We start from the raw sequence: 18,372 nt of genomic DNA, 5'->3' as shown, positions 1-18,372 counted from the left end.
GAGTCCCCATGCCGTAGCCACCCGATTCCGGGAACGACCAGTACCAGCAACTCATTGGTGGTCTTGTCCAAACATGGTTTCAAGACCACCAATGCCATCAATCGGAACCAGAACGCTTCCAGCGCACCACCCACATCTAGCCGTATTACGGATGATTGAGCAATGTACCTAGGGAAACGAATCAGAATCGCCATTGTCGATAACGACAAACTCACACTTGGCATGATGAAGTTAATGATCAAGCAGCTTCTGCCATTCGCTGAAATATATTGGACGGCTGCGAAGGGCAAAACAGCTATCGACAAATGCCTGGATAAGAAAACGCAGCCCGACGTGCTGCTGGTGGACATGTCCCTGGAAGACATGACCGGCTATGAGGTATGCCGGGCCATCCGCTCCAAAACACCGCAAATCGTGCTGATCGGCATAACCGCTTTCTCCCTAGAGCGATACTACGCACAGGCTCTGGAGAACGGGGCAGCCTGCTTGATGGACAAGGCGCAGGTGCGTGATATCTGCCAAGCCTTGTGTCTATTGGCCAACGGACAATCACCTCATGTGAAATACGAGTCATCGGAAACCGCACAGGAAGCCTACGCAAGGCTATCCATAGAGGACAGTCCCAAACGCCGATATAAGAACCTCACCAGAAGAGAGGAAGAGGTCATGAATCTGTGCGCGTTAGGATATACATCAAAAGAAATCGGAGTGAAGCTCGGCATAGGAGAACCAACCGTAAAGACATACATCAAGCGCGTAGCTGAGAAGATAGGTGCCAAGAACAGAACGCAGGCGGTAATTAAATGGCTCGAAAAGAAAGACGAATAAAGAGCGGTAATAAAGCACACAATGCTTTCATTCTCAATAACACCAAGTATGTTCAATACTTACTTCCGATCGTCAGTATTGTTATCACGATAACAGAAACATGGACTTACCCGCCACGAGAAATAATAACTTGGCTATTAGTGGTCATTCATATATCGACGCTCGCTCTAATGGCCGTTCATCCGCTATTAGGCAGCAACTTGCTGTTGGGTGCATTTATTGTCGGCTGTTTTATACCAGATACTAGCGGACCAAGTTTTCTATGGGGAACTTGGTTGGCGCTTGCCTATATTGGACTATATATCAAGCCGCCGTATGGAGCGGTCTACCCGTTAACAATTTCCGCTATTCGTATGTGGAGATTCAGTCTAACAAAGACTCCATTCGATGAATATGTCATGCTTCTGCTCATTATGTTTTTGGCATTTTTCATCGGAAGAGCTATATCTTGGAGAAATCTGGCAAATCAAGTAGAGAAGGATCAGCTTAAAGCAGAAAAGATTCAGCAGCATCTTTCAATGGTTAGAAAGGAAAATATTGCCGTCAGTAAGATACATGATTCGGTTAGCGGAAATCTGACATACATGGCAATAATGCTGGACAACAAGTCGGCAAGACATGATTACAACTTCAGTGAAGAAGAGATTTCAAATCTTCGAACAACGATTGTTAAAACATTAAAAGAAATACGAATTGCCATTAATGTAATGAACGGCAATGATGTTGCATCGCTAAATAATGTAGATATGCCCTATATCAGACGCCTGCAATCTATTGCCGAGCAAGGTGATAAATTCTTATCAACACTGGGATTTTCCGGGAAAACCTATATACCTTCTGAGTTTTCAGAAAAAATCAGCAGCGATTACTTCGATGAAATAGAATCCTTATTGCAAGAGCTATATACGAACACTGCCGCCCATGCAAAACCTAATAGCGATTATTATATTTCCATAAGCTGCAAAGATTTAGAGATATCCATTGACCAGGTCAATGAAGTTTCAGCAAATAGCTTATTTCCTGATAAACCTATATCGGAAAATGGTTTAAAATTGCATGAAAAACGCATACAATCGCTGGGTGGGACAACTAGAACTTCCTCAGAAGACGGAACATGGCAATTTCATGCGCAAATTCCACTGAGCTCATCCCACGATGTGACAGATCCAATTTATGGAATGGGGACAGACTGGAAGCATCCGAACTGAATAGGCAGCAACGTCATATGCCTCCAATGAGATAACGTCGGCATTGCCTTCCGGCATTACCCCGATTGTTGTTAATGATGCGATCAGCAACGCCGAAGTAATTACTTTCATGGTCATCCTTTCTGCGACCGAAGTATCGCATAGATGCAATCGCATCAGGTTGTCATTGGCAAGGCTTGTCATCTTTCGTATGACAACATCATGAGGTAATTGTTTATGCCATGCGCGCCGTCATGTCATTGAGCTGGTACTGGTAACCGAGAAGGTTCCAGCACCAGCTTGTGTCATTCTTCTTTTGACATGGCGTTATGCGTCCATGAAATCCCGTGCAAGAAGATTCACTATCCTGCTCTGGTGCTCAGCAACAGTGAGTTGGTAATACCGTATGGCAACTTTCTCACTTGTATGCCCCAGCTCGTTCATGACTTCTCGGAGTGTGCCTCCCCGCAGCATCAGCAATGTCGCATGGCTCGCCCGCAACCCTTGGAACGTCAAATCAGGACGTCTGGCTTTTACGCGCGCTTTGGCGAATTGTTCCTCCAGAGTGGTTTGGGACATTATCTTCGCTCTTCGCGGGACGAATATCGGTGATTCTGGCAGCCTCATGTCGCAGTGATCATGAAGATGCTGACGAATCATCGGCATGAGTGCATCGGGTATATGCACATTCCTTATGCTTGCCCCCGTTTTAGTCCGGCTGTATCGGATTTCTCCACGATCCGTACGGCCGCGGTTCACGGAGTGTCGGACGTGCAACGTCTGACTATCTAGATCTATGTCCATAACACGCAAACCACAGAGCTCGCCGCATCGTAGTCCTCCGACCAAGGTTGAGAGAAAAACCGACAGCCTTGTGTATTCCGGCATGGCCTCCGCCAATAGCATCAGTTCACGAGGAGTCACCGGAGGCGCGTCGATGCGGGAGGACCGAGGTGCAGGAGGTATCGGGAAAATGAACGGATTGAATTGAAGCAACGGCTCCGTCCCATCCAATCCGGGCTTCGTCGCGGATTCGAGAATCGCCTTGAATCGCATGCAGGAGCGGCGGAACGCCCATTGCCCTTCTGGATGCGGTTTGTCATACCATGCCTTGATTTTCAAGGGTGTGATTTCCGAGAGGTGAAGCGACTCAAAGTTCGTGATGAAATGCCGGATGTCTAACTTGAGGTTCCTGCGTGTCCCTCCGGCTATCTCTCCGCCATCCGGGAGCTTGTAGCTTGATTCCCATTGCGCCACGTAATCGCGGAACAGGATATGACGCTGCTCCTGTTCCCTGAACTCGTTCAGCTTGTCTTTTTTCCGTTGGGTCGGGTGCTTCCATTCGGCTATGCCCTTATTGTGCAGATCTACCAGATGTTTCTCTTCTTCGAGCCATGTTCTGGCATCTAGTTCCTGCCAAGGTTTGAACTGCCGTTGCACTCGTTTCCCCGGGGCAAGCGGGTTCGGGTAGCGAACTTGCCAGGCAATGATTCCTCCGTTCTCGTCAAAACGTGGTATGACCGTTCCCCATGCGCTTCGAGGCCTTGTTGTTTGGTTTTTCTTGGGATGCCTATTCCTGGGCATGAAATCCCCCTTGATAGCAAAAAGGCGCACCGTGTGTGCGCCTTTCGGGAGATTGAAGTCAAATGATGCCGGAGAGGAGGAGTTCGCCATGTGTATGTCATCTTGAGATGACATACACATGGCGGACGGTCCTTATACAGCTTTCGCCATCCGCGACGATAAACATTATTCGTATAAATTGAAAAGGAATATGGAAATAAGAAATGACGATGGCTGATGGTTTCTGAGGAGCCATAGCCATTACCGAATGAAGTTTACTGGCGTGCTATAGGCATGACATTTATATCAATGGGACATCGATATACCTGCAGCGTCACATCCATAAATGCCATGATTTAACTGAGGGCCACTGTGAAAACTCCCAGTAACCCCTGTCGTACGCCTGTTGATGGCGGTAGGGACGATATCTAACCATCTATGACTTCTGTGCGGCCGTCCATCGCGGTGTCTGCCATCGACCATTGTCGTCTTTAGATGACAGATTTCACTTTTAATTGGTGTATTCCTGCATGCGTAATCATCATAGAGTTTGGTTCGGCATGGCGCCGGTGCGCGGTTCTGTGGTGGTGGTGTTATGCACTCGTATTCAACTGATCAAAATGGCTGGCTACCAAGAAATCGCGGGGTAATCATTGTTCTCACCTTGGTGCTGCTGTGCGGAGTGTTGGGCATTCTGTTGGTGAGGCCTGGGACGACTGCGGATGTGTGGGCACATGTGTATCGGGTGGATGCGATGCTCAACGGCGATGTGCTGGCCCGATCGGTGCGGGCGACATCCGACTATCATTCCGATACAACGCAGAACGTGGGTGGCTGGGTTAGTGATGACGTAATCGCGTTCTCGCTGGTCAATGATCGTGATTACGTGTCCGGCTTGGTGAACCCGGCGTCCATCACCAACTGTTACGGGAACCGGTGCGAGGTGCCGTTCAATAACACTGCGGTGTATCCGCCGTTCGCGTATCTGCCACAGCTGGGGGCCTTCGCCGTAGGACGACTGCTGCAATTGAACATGACAGCACGGTTCTATCTGGCTGAGATATTTCAGCTGGGCGTTTATCTTGCATCGGCAGGAGTTTGTCTGCGGCTGTTGTCCGGAGATGCGCTGCGTTGGCTTCGACGGCTGGCCGGGTTGTTGACCGTGTGGATGGCGATGCCGTTCTCGTTCATGTTTTCGCCTGACTCGGCATTGGTGGCTTTGTCTCTACCGTTGGCGTGTCTGATGGTGCGATGTGTGGAAAACGATCACTTCAGCGCTGTGGATTGCATTGCGTTGTCCGTGACCGCCGGAATTATTACGTTGGCGAAGTTCGCGTACGCGCCATGCTTGCTCATGGTGCTACTGCCGATGGCCGTCCGTCGGCGGATGGCCATGCGTTCTTGTCTTATTCTCATCGGCGGATGCGTGATATCGGTTCTATTGCTACTCACATGGGTGGGCATCGGAACCGAGTTCGCCACGAACCCATCGCGTGTGCCATATGTTGAAGTGGCGCGACGGCGACGGGAACTCCTGACCGCCCCGCACTTGTTTCTGCCACGAATGCTCTACAGCATCATCCGGCTACAAGGCTGGTCATGGTGGGAACCGCCGCTGCTGTTCCTGTTCTGGACGCTCTCCATCACAACTCTGGCACTGACCGTGATCGCTTGGCGTAAAAACCACCGACGTCTGCTGTTCTGGCTGGCAGCATGGGTGACGACCGCAGGATGTGTGACGCTGATATACATGGCAGTGTGGATGCAGTTCACGCTCGACGGGCAGCAAGGTGTCATAGGCATTAACAGCCGATACTTCCTGCCGCTAGTACCCCTACTGGCCATGCAATGCGCCGTTGCATTGCAATCGATCAGCCAAGATGTCATGGACAAGCCCGTTACATGCGTTTTACGTCCTCCAGTACCACGAATGTGTCATCGCCGAGAGAGGAGGAAGAGCCGGCAACCCTGGCGAACCGCAGTCCAAACTAAGTGGATTCACCGTCTTTGGAGGATCTTTTGATCGCCATGTCTGGGAAATACATGGACGTCATGCGCGTACTGGTTCATGCGGTGGCGTCCGCCTAAAGCAACGTGGTCAAGAAGGACGGCACTCCGGCAAAACGAAGCTATGTGGTCACATGGCATCGGGAAGGGATTTTCGGGAACTTTGACTATAACATAGCTTGTACCAGCATGCCGATAGCTTTCCGCAGTCTATCCAAAAGTCGATGAGTGGTTGCAATCATTGGCCTCCACGACGTTGAAGTCATCTTTAGATGACATGTCAGGCTCCAAGAGAGCGCCAGTTTCGCAGAGGCCGCATCATGGAGTTACTGCATCTGAATGCAGCAGATATCAAAAGGATACCAATGAAGGTAATCATGAGGACATTTGACAGCACCTAATTTGATAAGTTGCATGTCAGGAAACACATCAACGATGATCCGCATCAGCGGGTTTCCCATGAAAAGATAACAAACGGCACTCTATGTCAACGAAGACAAACCAAGGAGTCCAAAATGAAATACAGGTCTTTTGCCAGCAGAGTTTCCATCCTCATGGTGGTGCTAGTCTCCAGTCTCGCACTTGTGTTCGCGGGGACTACGCCTACATATGCAGCAGAGATTCAGCCTACTGCTGTCGCTGCTGAGGACGGTTCCATCATCTTTGAGGGTCTTGACCAGCTCAAGCCTGGAGAAAAGCTCGAATATGTGACAACCACCGATTCGGGCGATCCCGTTACCATCGGAATCGAAAATGCGACAACGGCACGAGCTACAAAGCGATGGAAGATTTATCGAGAATGGCTGGCATTTTATGACGGCTATTATATCAATATGTCCAACAACAAAATCACCAGTACAGACAGTTGGTGGGTCAATCTAGTCGGTGGAACCTATAGTGATCGTACCCTGACGCATACCGCGACGATGGCGGAGCAGAAGTACTCTTACAGTATTCAGGGTTGGTACAGTGGGACCGCCTGGCTACGTGCCGACGTTACCGGTTCTGGTAATAATGTCAAAGTTACGGACGGAATCTGAAAATGAGTGAGATACTTGTTCCTATTGCCATAATTCTTAGTCTCGGAGTCGATGTGCTGGGAATCGTGGCTCTCATTTCCTTGATTCGCTTCCTGCATAAAAAGAGTTAGTCAACAGCGCTAATAAATTTAATGGTGGTTTGCGGAACTTAGCTTCCGCAAACCACCATTATTGTTAGGTAATTCAGACCTAGTACTTTGTTGGACTTAATGTGATGAGTCCTAACTACCCCTCAGTCACTGCGTGACAGCTCCCCTGACAAGGGGAGCCGAGAAAAATGGAATGAAGCGATTTAAACCCGACAAAGTACTAGTTTATTGACTCACGTCATATTGGGTGCTCTTCCAACTGTGTTTTGCTAGGTTTTGCGAACACTGTACCTGTATCGATGTCTTATTCATTGTGCTGCCTTGATGAAGTCTTCGGCGAGTTGGTTGACGATCTGGTTGCGGTGTCGGGCGACGATGCGCTGGTAGTGCTTGATGGCGACCTTCTCGCTGACGTGGCCGAGTTCGTCCATGACTTCCCGCAGGGTGCCGCCCTTGAGCATGAGCAGGGTCGCGTGGCTCGCTCGCAGGGATTGGAAGGTCAGGTCGGGGCGGCCGGCTTTCTCCCTGGCTTTGCGGAACTGGGCCTCCAGGGTGGTCTGGCTCATCACCGAGGCTCGTCTGGGACGGAAGACCATGGCTTCCGGGTCCGTCCATTCGCAGTGTCTGAGCAGATGGTCGTGAATCAGGGGAACGAGCCCGTCGGGGATGGGTACGGTGCGTCGGCTGGAGTCGGTCTTGGTCCTGGCGATGCGTGTCGAACCGCGATCCGCATAGCCCCTGTTGACGGAATGGCGCACGGTCAGGCGTTTGGCCTTCAGGTCGATGTCCTTGACCTGCAGGCCGCACAGCTCGCCGCAACGGAGGCCTCCGACGAGCGTGGCGAGTATCACCGCCAGTCTCGTGTAGTCGGGCATATTCTCCGCGATCAGCTTGAGTTCCAGCGGCGTGACCGGCGGAACGTCCTCCCTGGCGGATCGCGGCGCCGGCGGTATGGGCAGAATGAACGGGTTGTCACGGATCAGCGGCGGGGAGCCGTCCATGCTCATCTTCGTGGCGCTGGTGAACGCCGCCTTCAGGCGCATGCATGAGCGACGGAACGCCCATTGCCCCTCGGGGTGCGGCGCATCGTACCAGCGTTTGATGTCCTTCGGCGTGATCTCGGTCAGAAGCTTGCCCTTGAAGCCCGGCATGAAGTGCGCGATGTCGAGATACAGGTTCCGGCGCGTGCCGCCGGCTATCCTCTCGCCGTTCGGCAGCCGGTATCCTTCCGCCCACCGGGTCACGTAATCCTCGAACGAGATAAGGCTCGCGCGCTTCCTGCGGCGGCGTTCTGACGGATGGACCCATTCCTGGATGTTCTTGCAGTCCAGTTCCACCAGATGCCGTTCCTCTTCGAGCCACTGGTGCGCCTCGTGCTCCATGTCCGGCTTGAACTGACGCTGGACCTTCTTGCCCGGTCGTTTCGGGTCCGGGTACCGCACCTGCCAGGCGACGAGATTGCCTGCGGTATCGTAGCGCGGCGTCACGGTGCCGAACCTGCTCCGCCGCCCCGGCGACGGCCCCATACTGTCCTTCTTCGTCCTTGCGGACATGATGATGCTCCTTGTGCTGAATCCAAGATCAATGGCATGGCATAACGGCCTCGGAAAAATGCCACCAAAAATGCCACCAAGTGGCCGAATACGCTCTCAGTGAGCCATTGCACCTAAAAATGCACCTCTAGTGCCTTAGGCCTTGCAATCATTGAGGTTTAGGCTGATTCGATCACTCGTCACAGGTCGTTTCGACCATCAGCCGCATGAAGATGACGATAAGGAGCAACACTGCTTGCGTGTCTATTGGAAGAAAGCGAGAACCGTTGCTATGATTGATTTTGTAAGTAATGAAGGTAAATTTATTTGCCCCCGGAGTGGTGGAGATGGACCTGTACGACGCTGGGCTGTATCCCCCTCTCTGGGGGTACCAAGCGAAAAGCCCGGCGCATGCCGGGCTTTTTCGTTACCGACTCGATGTCACCCCTCGAACGGGTAGCGCAGGCCCCACTTGCCGCGCAGCACGTCCATGAGCTCCATGATGCGCAGCGTATCCGAGTGCGGCATCTCGGCGCATTCGCCGAGTCCGTCGAGAATCGCGTTCGCGGCGGCAGCCACCTCGTATTCGTAGCCGGTCAGCTGCTCCGGCACGTCGTAGTGCGCGAGCGGCAGGTGATCCAGTCCGTACACGTCGACCGCCTCGACGTTGTTGATGTTCCGGCACACGATGTACCCGCGCTCGCCCCAGATATAGCCGCCACGATCCGACGCGGCCAGCATGGACGACTGCGCCGACGCCATCACGCCGTTCGCATAGTAGATCGTCGTGGAATTCTGCGCGTCCACGCCCGTCTCGTACGGCATCATCGACGTCTCCACGCGGTCGATCGCCACGTCGCCGTGCCCGCCCATCACCATGTCGATGAAGTTCAGCGGATACACGCCGACATCCAGCAGCGCACCGCCGGCCAGCGCCGGATCGGTCATACGCGCCTTGCCGGCCATCGGATAGCACAGGTTCGCCGCGATCGACTGCACCTCGCCGATCACGCCGGACGCCACCACGTCGTCGATGATCGCGCGCGACGGCATGTACCGCGTCCAGATCGCCTCCGTGCACAGCAGTCCCGTCTCGTCGGCCACGGCCAGCAAGTCGCGCGCCTGGGCCGTGTTCGCGGTGAACGACTTCTCCACCAGCACGTTCTTGCCCGCCCGCAGACACGCGATGCCCTGCTCGGCGTGCAGACTGTGCGGTGTGGCGATGTACACGAGATCCACGTCCGGGTCGGCCAGCAGCTCGTCGTAGGAGCCGTACGACACGGGGAATCCGTACTTGGCGGCGAACGCGGCGGCACGTTCCCCGTCGCGGGCGGCCACCGCATACGGCTCGACCAGCCCGGCATAGCGCGGGTCCGCGGCCATCTTCGTCAGCGTCTCGGCCATGTGGATCGCGATGCGGCCCGCGCCGAGAATCGCCACTTTTACCTTCAGTCCCTGCGCCTCGGCCTCGGCCCGTCGCCCGTTCAGTCGGCTCATCGTTCCTCCTTGAATCGTGTGGAATCGCAAACAGTACCATTTTAGAATCCGCACGGGTGATAATGGAATCTCGTGAACAGTCAATCCAAGCGAGCAGCCGGTCAGTCGTCCGAACGGTCAGTTGATCGAACGGCCAAAAGGCAGGCCAAACGTGCGCCGCGACAGTCCGGCCGATCCGATCGGTCCGGTCGCGGCCGGTCCACCCAACCTGAACGGTACGAACGCGGCACGCGCAGCTACACCATGTCGCACATCCGCGGCAAGGACACGAAGATCGAGGTGCTCGTGCGCAGCTACCTGTTCCGCCACGGACTGCGCTTTCGCAAGAACGACAAACGCTACCCGGGCCATCCGGACGTCGTATTGCCGAAATACCGCACGATCGTGTTCGTCAACGGCTGCTTCTGGCACATGCACGAGGGCTGCGCGAAGCATTCCATGCCCAAGTCGAACGTCGAATTCTGGAGTGCGAAGCTCGTGCGCAACCACGATCGCGACGTGCGGCAGCATGCCGAACTGCGGGCGGCCGGCTGGAAGGTGATCGTCGTGTGGGAGTGCGAGCTGGCGAAACCGGTGCGCGAGGAGCGGCTGGCACGGTTGGTGCGCGAGATTACGGGAGCGGCCGGCGGCGGGTCGACTGGTGATGCGGCCGGCGGCGGGTCTGCTGACGGCGATGCGACGGCGATGGGTGACGGTGACGTGCCGATTGGCGGAACGACGGATGACGGCGATGCGACGGCCGGCAGCGGCGCGACGGCTGACGGCGTGGACGACTCGACCGATCCGCGGCCGCCGGAAACGGGCATAATCGGCACGATCGACGCGCACGACACTAGAATCGGGAACGGAAACGAACGAAAGGAAGCGTGATATGGCAGACAGGCAGCCGGTGATGGCGCAGCGGGCGCGCGAGGCGCAGCCGTTCCGCGCGATGGTGTTCGGCGAAAAGGCCGACAATATGATCGCGAACGGCGTCGATGTGGTCAAACTCAGCTTGGGAGAGCCGGACTTCGGTGCGCCGCCGGCCGTGCGCGAGGCGATGCGCGAGCAGTACGACGGCCGTCCGCTGCCGTACACCGCCGCATTCGGTCTGCCGGAACTGCGCCGTGCGATCGCGGACTTCTACCGGACCAAACACGGCGTCGAGATCGACCCGAAGCGCATCGTGATCACGTCGGGCGGTTCGGCGGCGCTGCTGCTGGCGACCGCGCTGACCGTCGATCCGGGCGACGAGGTGATCATCGCCGACCCGTCGTACCCGTGCAACCGCGAACTGGTGCGCTCGTTCGGCGGCACCGTGGTGGACGTGCCGACCAGCGCGGCGACCCGGTTCCACCTGACGCCCGAACTCGTGGACGGCGCGTGGAGCGAGCATACGAAGGCCGTGATGATCACGTCGCCGTCGAACCCGACCGGCACGACGATCGAATTCGACATGCTGAAGGCCGTGTGCGATCTGGCTCGTGAACGCGGCGCGTGGCGCATCGTGGACGAGACGTACCTCGACCTGGCCGATCGCGAGGCGGACGGCAGCGAGGTACGGTCCGTGCTGCTCGCCGACCCGGATGCGATCGTATGCAACAGCTTCTCGAAGTTCTTCGGCATGACCGGCTGGCGACTCGGCTGGGCCGTGATTCCGGAGAACACGATCGAGGCGGTGGACGACCTCGCCACGAACTTCTACCTGTGCGCGCACACGCCCACCCAACACGCGGCGGTCGCATGCTTCACTCCCGAAAGCCTTGCGGTGTGCGAGGAACGGCGGCAGGAACTGCTCGCGCGCCGGCGCATCGTGGTCGACGGGCTGCGCGAGATCGGGCTGCCGCTCGAAGTGGAGCCGAACGGCGCGTTCTACGCGTACTTCAACATCTCCTCGACCGGACTGGACGCGTGGACGTTCTGCGAACGTGCGCTGAACGAGGCTCACGTGGCGTTGACGCCGGGTCGTGACTTCGGGCCGGCCACGGCCGACACGCATGTGCGCCTGTCGTATGCGGCGTCGCGCGAGGCGCTCGCCGAGGGGTTGCGTCGCCTGGGCGAGTTCGTCAAGACGCTGTAGTCGCTCGCATTAGGCAAATCTTGGCTCCCTCAGCCGAGGGAGCCAAGGCTCGCTGCGCTCGCGGTAGATATGCGAAAGGCCGTAACCGAATCCCGTATGTCATACGGACTCAGTTACGGCCTCACTCATAAGGCTGCGGCGAGGAGATCAACTCACTTGGCCGCGGCGGCCTTCTTGTCGGCGTCGAACGCGTGTTCGCTGGTCGCGTCCTTGGCGGAACCCTTCTCGCCGTTGTCGGAATCCCAGTGGATCTCGTGGCGGTCATCGTGGTTGCGCCACCAGCTGGAGAGGATGGAGCCGGAAATGTTGTGCCACACGGAGAAGAACGTGGAGGGCACGGCCGCGATCGGGTTGGAGGCGAACGAGGTCAGCGCCAGCGTCGCGCCCAGGGCGGAGTCCTGCATGCCCACCTCGAAGGTGATGGCCTTCTGCTGCGCGTAACGGAAGCCCTTCGGGTAGATCTTGTACATGAGCTTGGAGAAGCCGAAGCCCAGCGCGTAGCCGGAGAGGTTGTGCAGGATGACGACCGGGATGGCCATGAGCGAGGAGGCGACGAACAGCTTCGAACCGTTGACCGCGACGACCACGCCGATGATGAGCAGGATGGCGACCTGGGAGACGATCGGCAGGGCGACGGTGATGGTCTCGATCTTCTTGCCGAAGATCATGTGGCAGATCACGCCGAGGGCGATCGGGAAGAGCACGACCTTGACGGCGTTGAGGAACAGGGACTCGACCGGCACGGTCACATACTGGGAGGCCAACCACTGCATCAGCAGCGGGATCATGAACGGCGCGCACAGGGTCGACAGGATGCCGATCGACACGTCGAGCGCCACGTCGCCGCGCGACAGGTAGCTCATCACGTTGGAGGAGGTGCCGGACGGGCAGCAGCCGACGAGGATCACGCCGACGGCCAGCGGGCCGTCGAGGCGGAAGATCCAGCACAGCAGCACGGCGATGAGCGGCATGATCACGAAGTGCGCGATCGTGCCGACGATGACCATGAGCGGCTGGGTGAGGATTCGCTTGAAGTCGTCGAGCGTCAGCGTCAGGCCCATGCCGAACAGCACGATGCCGAGCATGTAGCCGGTGTACGGCTTGCCCCACAGGCTTGCCTGCGGCACGAAGTAGTTGAACACGGCCCACACGACCACGATCGCCGTGAACCACTTGGTCAGCCAATCGGCGAATTTCTTCACGTTTTCCATCGAAAATCTCTCTCTTAATACAACTGTGGAATACGTTGTCCGTTTTGCGGATGTACCCGAACATCGTAAGAGTCTGCGTCCGATTGTTCTCGCGCGTCTCACGTTGTGAACGTTGTGTTAAGGATCGTGTTACGTAATGGTGTCGTGGTGAACGATTTAGATTGATGGCGCGGATACCGTGCGTACCGGCAACGTGATGACGTCGCTGGCGGCGTATGGGTCACCGTCCGGCGACGAACCGGCGCGAATCTGGTCGAGTAGGTTGCGTGCTGCGGCCTGGCCGAGTGCCTGAGGATCCTGCTCAAGCAGATAGATGCCGTCCCGCACGTATTGCGACCATTGCCAGTCGTCGAAACTGACCAAGCCAATGTCGTCGGGGAACGTGATGTCCAGCGTGCGCAATGCGGCGAGCAAGTCGAACAGCAATGGTCCCATCAGTGAGATGACGACGGTGCGGCCATGCAGATGACCGAGCGTCACCGACAGTTCGCGCGTCAGCCAGTCGACGTCGTTGGAGGCGACCTCGATGTGAACCATGAACCGGTGGCTTTCCTCGGCGGCCGCGCGGAAGCCTTCGACTCGTTTGGTCTGCGCGGAGATCTCGCTGCGGATGCGGCTGCAGACGACGATGTTGTCGTACCCGCGTTGCGCGAGTTCGAGTCCGAGCCGATGACAGGATTCGCTGTTGTCGGCGACGATCTGGCTGATACCGGCGGGGCGTTCGTCGGGCTCGCGGTCGACGAGCACGAGCGGCTTGCGCGCACTGATGACGGATTCGTATGCGGCGGCGGTCCTTGCGTTCGGTTGGATGATCAGTCCGTCGGCACGTTGCGAGAGCAGTCGGTCGATGTCATCGTGCTCTTCGCCGAGCGAATTGTTCGAGTTCATGAGCATGACGTCGTAGCCGGCCGGTTCCAGCTCGTTGTAGATTCCCTTGAAGAGCAGCGACGAGAAGACGTTCGAGATGTCGGCGACGATGACGCCGACGATATGCGTGTGCTGTTGGCGCATGCGCTGCGCGGATGCGTTGGGATGGTAGTCGAGCCGTTCGATGGTCTCCTGGACGCGTGTTCTGGTGGCGGCGCTCATCTTGCCGTAGTTGCCGTTGAGGTAGCGCGAGACGGTGGTCACGGACACCTGCGATTCGCGGGCGATGTCGGCGATGGTCACCTTGGCCATATGCGGTCCTTTCCGTATGGGTTGTGCATGCGCTCCGTATGCCGCATGCTGCGTGGCGCCGTGCGTGTCGGCGGTGCGACACTCCGACGGACGCCAGTGAATCCGCCGTTTTCCGATCGTCGAGGAAAACGATACACCATCCGACTTGACTTCGTCAATCGTCGGTCATATGCTTTGGGGTATCGATACACCACGGCGAACGTCAGCGGTTGACGTAAGCTAGGGGCAACGATATACCTAACTGCAACACATCGGCATCGGCTGCGATGAACGTTGGGAAACCGAACCCAACCGGCACGCCGAACCTCCATCATCGACGAGGAGCAATGATCATGGAAGAGTTTTCGATTCACACCTTCGAACTGACCGACAAAGTCGTGCTTATCACCGGCGGCGCCAGCGGTCTGGGCGAGTATTACACGCAGGCCGTGAGCAAGGTCGGCGCCGACGTGTTCGTCGTCGCCAACGAGCAGCGTGGCTGGGAGGAGACCCGTAAGGCGGTCGAGGCGAACGGCCGCCGCGTGGTCTTCATGCAGCAGGACATCACCGAGCCCGGTGCCGCCAAGAAGATCGTGGACAAGGCGCTCGAGGAATTCGGCCGCATCGACGTGCTCATCAACAACGCCGGCATGCAGCGTCGCCACGACCTCGTCGATTTTCCGGACGAAGACTGGCAGGCCGTGATCAACCTCAACCTCAACGCGCTGTACTATCTGTCGCATGAGGTCGCCAAGGTCATGATCAAGCAGAACCGCGGCAAGATCGTGAACATCGGATCCATGCAGTCCTACCGAGCCGGCAAGTTCATCTACCCGTACGCCGCCAGCAAGCACGCCGTGATGGGCCTGACCCGCGCCTACGCCGACGCGCTCGCTCCGTACAACATCCAGGTCAACGGCCTCGCCCCCGGCTACATCAACACGCCGATGACCAAGGCCTTGCAGGAGGACCCGGTCCGCAGCGTCGAGATCCGCGAACACATTCCGGCCGGTCACTGGGCCGAACCGCGCGAGCTGATGGGCGCGATGGTGTTCCTGTGCTCCGATGCGTCCAACTACATCAATGGCGTCATGCTGCCGGTCGACGGCGGCTACCTGCTGCGTTAATCTGCAGCGATCGAAACGTCAACGGATAAGGAAGTCCCATGCCATTGCTCATCGTGGCCTGCGCCGTCGCAGTGCTTATTTTCCTGATCGTCAAGGTCAAGCTCAACACGTTCGTCTCGCTGATCATCACCGCGTTCCTCACCGCGCTGGTACTGCAGATCCCGGTCGACAAGATCCCCTCCACCATTGAGACCGGCATCGGCGGCCAGCTTGGCCACCTCGCCATTATCTTCGGTTTCGGATCGATGCTCGGCAAGCTCGTCTCGGATTCGGGCGGCGGGCACCGCATCGCCATGACGCTGATCAACCGCTTTGGCCGCAAACACATCCAGATCGCGGTGGTCGTCGCGTCGTTCATCGTCGGCATCGCGCTGTTCTTCGAGGTCGGTCTGGTCGTGCTGCTGCCGATCATCTTCGTCATTGCGCGTGAGCTCGACATGCCGCTCATGTTCCTCGGCATCCCGATGGCGATCACGCTCAACGTGGCGCATGCGTTCCTGCCGCCGCACCCCGCTCCGACCGCCATCACCGAAACGCTCGGCGCGAACATGGGCCATGTGCTGCTGTTCGGCATCATCGTGTCCATCCCGACCGTGATCGTTGCCGGTCCACTGTTCAACATGCTGCTGCACCGCATCAAGCCGGGCCTGTACCGCAAGAACTTCGACATCGCCGTGCTTGGCGAGTTCAAGGAGTTCTCCGAGGATGAAACCCCGGGGTTCGGCATCTCCGTGCTCACCTCCATGATGCCGGTGCTGCTCATCGCCGTCGCCACCGTCTGCTCGTTCACGCTGCCGAAGGACGCCCTCGTCAACGAGGTGATCCAGGCGATCGGTGCGCCGGATACCGCCATGCTGCTGTCGATGTTGTTCGCCGTGTGGAGCATGGGCTTCGCTCGCGGCAAGAAGATGCCTGAAATCGCGCAGTCGATGACCGAGTCGGTCAAGCAGATCGCCATGATGCTGCTCATCATCGGTGGTGGCGGCGCATTCAAGCAGGTGCTGGTCGATGGCGGCATCTCCGATTATGTCTCCACGCTGTTCCAGAACATCAACATGCCGCCGCTGATCGCCGCATGGCTCGTCGCCGCCGTGCTGCGCGTCTGCCTCGGTTCGGCCACCGTCGCCTCGCTGACCGCGGCCGGACTGGTTGCGCCGCTCATGACGATGACCACCGTGAACCCCGCGCTCATGGTGCTGGCGGTCGGGGCCGGATCGGTGATCGCCGACCATGTCAACGATGCCGGATTCTGGATGATCAAGGAGTACTTCGGACTGTCGCTGAAGGAGACGTTCATGTCGTGGACGACCGCGACGACGGTTATGTCGGTGATGGGCCTGGTCTCCGTGCTCGGCCTGTCGCTGTTCGTCTGAACGGCCGCCGTATCGTCTTGGTCGGTTCGGTCGTGCCGCCTGGATCGGCCGGTCGCATCGGTCGGATCAATCGGATCGGCCGGTCGCATGCGGCGGAGACGGCAGTCTTCGGTCGCATGCGGCCGTTGCCGGTTTTTGCCGTGGGCATGGCCGATTGGTGCGGCCGGGTTATAGACTGATCTATGGAATATGTATGCCAAATATTCGAAAGGATAACAATGTCCGCTGAAGCAAACGTCGGCGTTGTCGGTCTTGCCGCGATGGGTGCCAGCCTCGCCCGCAACCTCGCACGCCACGGCAACAAGGTGGCCGTGTTCAACCGCCACTACTCGCGCACCGAGAAGCTCATCGCCGAGCACGGTGACGAAGGCCAGTTCTTCCCGGCCAAGACGATGGCCGAGTTCGTGGACTCGCTGAAGAAGCCGCGCACCGCGATCATCATGGTCAAGGCCGGCGAACCGACCGACGACATGATCAACCAGCTCGCCGATCTCATGGAGCCGGGCGACATCATCGTGGACGCGGGCAACGCCCACTTCCCGGACACGATCCGTCGCGAGAAGGCCATCTCCGCCCGCGGCATGCACTTCGTTGGCTGCGGCGTCTCCGGCGGCGAGGAAGGCGCGCTGCTCGGGCCGTCCATGATGCCCGGCGGCTCCGAGGAGTCCTGGCAGACCTTGAAGCCGATCTTCGAGTCGATCGCGGCGAAGGCCGAGGGCGAGCCGTGCGTCACGCACATCGGCGAGAACGGCGCCGGCCACTTCGTCAAGATGGTGCACAACGGCATCGAATACTCCGACATGCAGCTCATCTCCGAAAGCTACGATCTGATGCGTCGCGCGCTGGGCATGAACCCGGCCGAGATCGGCGACGTGTTCGAGGAGTGGAACAAGACCGAGCTGAACTCGTACCTGATCGAGATCACCGCGGACGTGCTGCACCAGGTCGACAAGAAGACCGGCAAGCCGCTTGTCGACGTGATCGTCGACCACGCCGGCATGAAGGGCACCGGTACGTGGACCGTGCAGTCCGCGCTTGACCTGGCCGTGCCGGTGACCGGCATCGCCGAGGCCGTGTTCGCCCGTGGCCTGTCCGGCCAGAGCGAGCTGCGCGCCGAGGCCCAGAAGCAGGCGTTCGAGGGTCCGGAAGGCGTGGTGCCGATGGATTCCGCCGAGAAGGCCGCGTTCATCAACGACATCCGCGAGGCGCTGTACGCGTCCAAGATCGTCGCGTACGCGCAGGGCTTCAACGAGATCACCGAGGCCGCGAAGGTGTACGACTGGAAGATCGATCTGGCCGCGGTGGCGCGTATCTGGCGCGGCGGCTGCATCATCCGCGCGAAGTTCCTCAACCGCATCTCCGACGCGTTCGAGTCCGGCGAGGCCAACGTTTCCCTGCTGTTCGCGCCGTACTTCAAGGATGCGATCGAGACCGCGCAGACCTCGTGGCGTCGCGTCGTGACCCGTGCGATCTCCTTCGGCGTGCCGGTCCCGGTGTTCGCCTCCTCGCTCGAGTACTTCGACGGCCTGCGCTCGAAGCGTCTGCCTGCCGCCCTGATCCAGGGCCAGCGCGACTACTTCGGCGCCCACACCTACCAGCGCGTCGACATGCCGGGTGCATTCCACACGCTCTGGGCCACTAAGGATCGCGAAGAGATCGAAGCCTGATCGCTTCTGATCTGTGATATAGATAGTGGCGGTT

The 18,372-nt window shown here is 57.9% G+C and carries 13 protein-coding genes and 1 pseudogene; 9 read left to right on the top strand and 5 right to left on the bottom strand.

Translation table 11 applies throughout. The annotated features are described in order from the left end of the window. Nucleotides 1-162: 162 nt before the first annotated feature. Nucleotides 163-828: a response regulator transcription factor gene (locus JS541_RS00545; protein ID WP_214372385.1), complete on the top strand. Its 666-nt coding sequence runs from the start codon at nucleotides 163-165 to the stop codon at nucleotides 826-828. Further along, on the top strand, nucleotides 804-2,036 hold the full coding sequence (locus JS541_RS00540; protein ID WP_214372384.1) for a histidine kinase: 1,233 nt from the start codon (nucleotides 804-806) through the stop codon (nucleotides 2,034-2,036). Before JS541_RS00545 ends, JS541_RS00540 begins: the two co-directional genes overlap by 25 nt. A gap of 306 nt (nucleotides 2,037-2,342) precedes the next feature. Here the strand turns inward: JS541_RS00540 and JS541_RS00535 are convergent, their stop codons facing one another. Then, nucleotides 2,343-3,713, bottom strand: coding sequence for a site-specific integrase (locus JS541_RS00535; RefSeq protein ID WP_240539186.1), 1,371 nt, complete (start codon nucleotides 3,711-3,713; stop codon nucleotides 2,343-2,345). Nucleotides 3,714-4,173: 460 nt separating this feature from the next. On the opposite strand from JS541_RS00535, the gene JS541_RS00530 reads away from it, so the two are divergent. Together JS541_RS00530 and JS541_RS00525 are read left to right on the top strand one after the other, a co-directional pair. Next, on the top strand, nucleotides 4,174-5,601 hold the full coding sequence (locus tag JS541_RS00530) for a DUF2142 domain-containing protein (RefSeq protein ID WP_214372383.1): 1,428 nt from the start codon (nucleotides 4,174-4,176) through the stop codon (nucleotides 5,599-5,601). A 499-nt stretch (nucleotides 5,602-6,100) separates the two neighbouring features. Then, nucleotides 6,101-6,625, top strand: a complete 525-nt coding sequence (locus JS541_RS00525) for a DUF5626 family protein (RefSeq protein WP_214372382.1) — start codon at nucleotides 6,101-6,103, stop codon at nucleotides 6,623-6,625. 397 nt (nucleotides 6,626-7,022) lie between these two features. Here JS541_RS00525 and JS541_RS00520 read toward each other — a convergent pair whose 3' ends face one another. Together JS541_RS00520 and JS541_RS00515 are read right to left on the bottom strand one after the other, a co-directional pair. Further along, on the bottom strand, nucleotides 7,023-8,267 hold the full coding sequence (locus JS541_RS00520) for a site-specific integrase (protein ID WP_214372381.1): 1,245 nt from the start codon (nucleotides 8,265-8,267) through the stop codon (nucleotides 7,023-7,025). A 420-nt stretch (nucleotides 8,268-8,687) separates the two neighbouring features. After that, nucleotides 8,688-9,743, bottom strand: coding sequence for a Gfo/Idh/MocA family oxidoreductase (locus JS541_RS00515; protein ID WP_214372379.1), 1,056 nt, complete (start codon nucleotides 9,741-9,743; stop codon nucleotides 8,688-8,690). A 72-nt stretch (nucleotides 9,744-9,815) separates the two neighbouring features. Between JS541_RS00515 and JS541_RS00510 the strand changes: the two are divergent. Beyond that, nucleotides 9,816-10,355: pseudogene (locus JS541_RS00510) on the top strand (very short patch repair endonuclease); the annotation flags it as partial. 259 nt (nucleotides 10,356-10,614) lie between these two features. Continuing rightward, nucleotides 10,615-11,802 carry an aminotransferase class I/II-fold pyridoxal phosphate-dependent enzyme gene (locus tag JS541_RS00505; RefSeq protein WP_214372377.1) on the top strand — a complete coding sequence of 396 codons (1,188 nt, stop codon included), beginning with the start codon at nucleotides 10,615-10,617 and terminating at the stop codon, nucleotides 11,800-11,802. 152 nt (nucleotides 11,803-11,954) lie between these two features. Here JS541_RS00505 and JS541_RS00500 read toward each other — a convergent pair whose 3' ends face one another. Together JS541_RS00500 and JS541_RS00495 are read right to left on the bottom strand one after the other, a co-directional pair. Next, on the bottom strand, nucleotides 11,955-13,013 hold the full coding sequence (locus JS541_RS00500; protein ID WP_214372376.1) for a bile acid:sodium symporter family protein: 1,059 nt from the start codon (nucleotides 13,011-13,013) through the stop codon (nucleotides 11,955-11,957). A gap of 156 nt (nucleotides 13,014-13,169) precedes the next feature. Further along, complete coding sequence (locus JS541_RS00495) at nucleotides 13,170-14,192, bottom strand: LacI family DNA-binding transcriptional regulator (protein WP_214372375.1); 1,023 nt, start codon at nucleotides 14,190-14,192, stop codon at nucleotides 13,170-13,172. 332 nt (nucleotides 14,193-14,524) lie between these two features. On the opposite strand from JS541_RS00495, the gene JS541_RS00490 reads away from it, so the two are divergent. The 3 genes from JS541_RS00490 to gndA all read left to right on the top strand — a co-directional run bounded on the left by JS541_RS00490 (nucleotide 14,525) and on the right by gndA (nucleotide 18,338). Then, nucleotides 14,525-15,298 (top strand): SDR family NAD(P)-dependent oxidoreductase, encoded by a 774-nt coding sequence (locus JS541_RS00490; RefSeq protein ID WP_214372374.1) that lies wholly within the window; start codon nucleotides 14,525-14,527, stop codon nucleotides 15,296-15,298. A 38-nt stretch (nucleotides 15,299-15,336) separates the two neighbouring features. Further along, nucleotides 15,337-16,671 carry a gluconate:H+ symporter gene (locus JS541_RS00485; RefSeq protein ID WP_163231809.1) on the top strand — a complete coding sequence of 445 codons (1,335 nt, stop codon included), beginning with the start codon at nucleotides 15,337-15,339 and terminating at the stop codon, nucleotides 16,669-16,671. Nucleotides 16,672-16,889: 218 nt separating this feature from the next. Then, the gene (gene gndA, locus JS541_RS00480; protein WP_214372373.1) at nucleotides 16,890-18,338 is read left to right on the top strand and encodes an NADP-dependent phosphogluconate dehydrogenase; all 1,449 of its coding nucleotides are present in this window, start codon (nucleotides 16,890-16,892) and stop codon (nucleotides 18,336-18,338) included. The last annotated feature ends 34 nt before the right edge of the window (nucleotides 18,339-18,372 follow it).

It is taken from the genome of Bifidobacterium sp. SO1, assembly GCF_018555335.1.
GTDB lineage: Bacteria > Actinomycetota > Actinomycetes > Actinomycetales > Bifidobacteriaceae > Bifidobacterium > Bifidobacterium simiiventris.
Note: the sequence above shows the minus strand (reverse complement) of the source record. Positions and strands in the feature narration are given on the sequence as shown.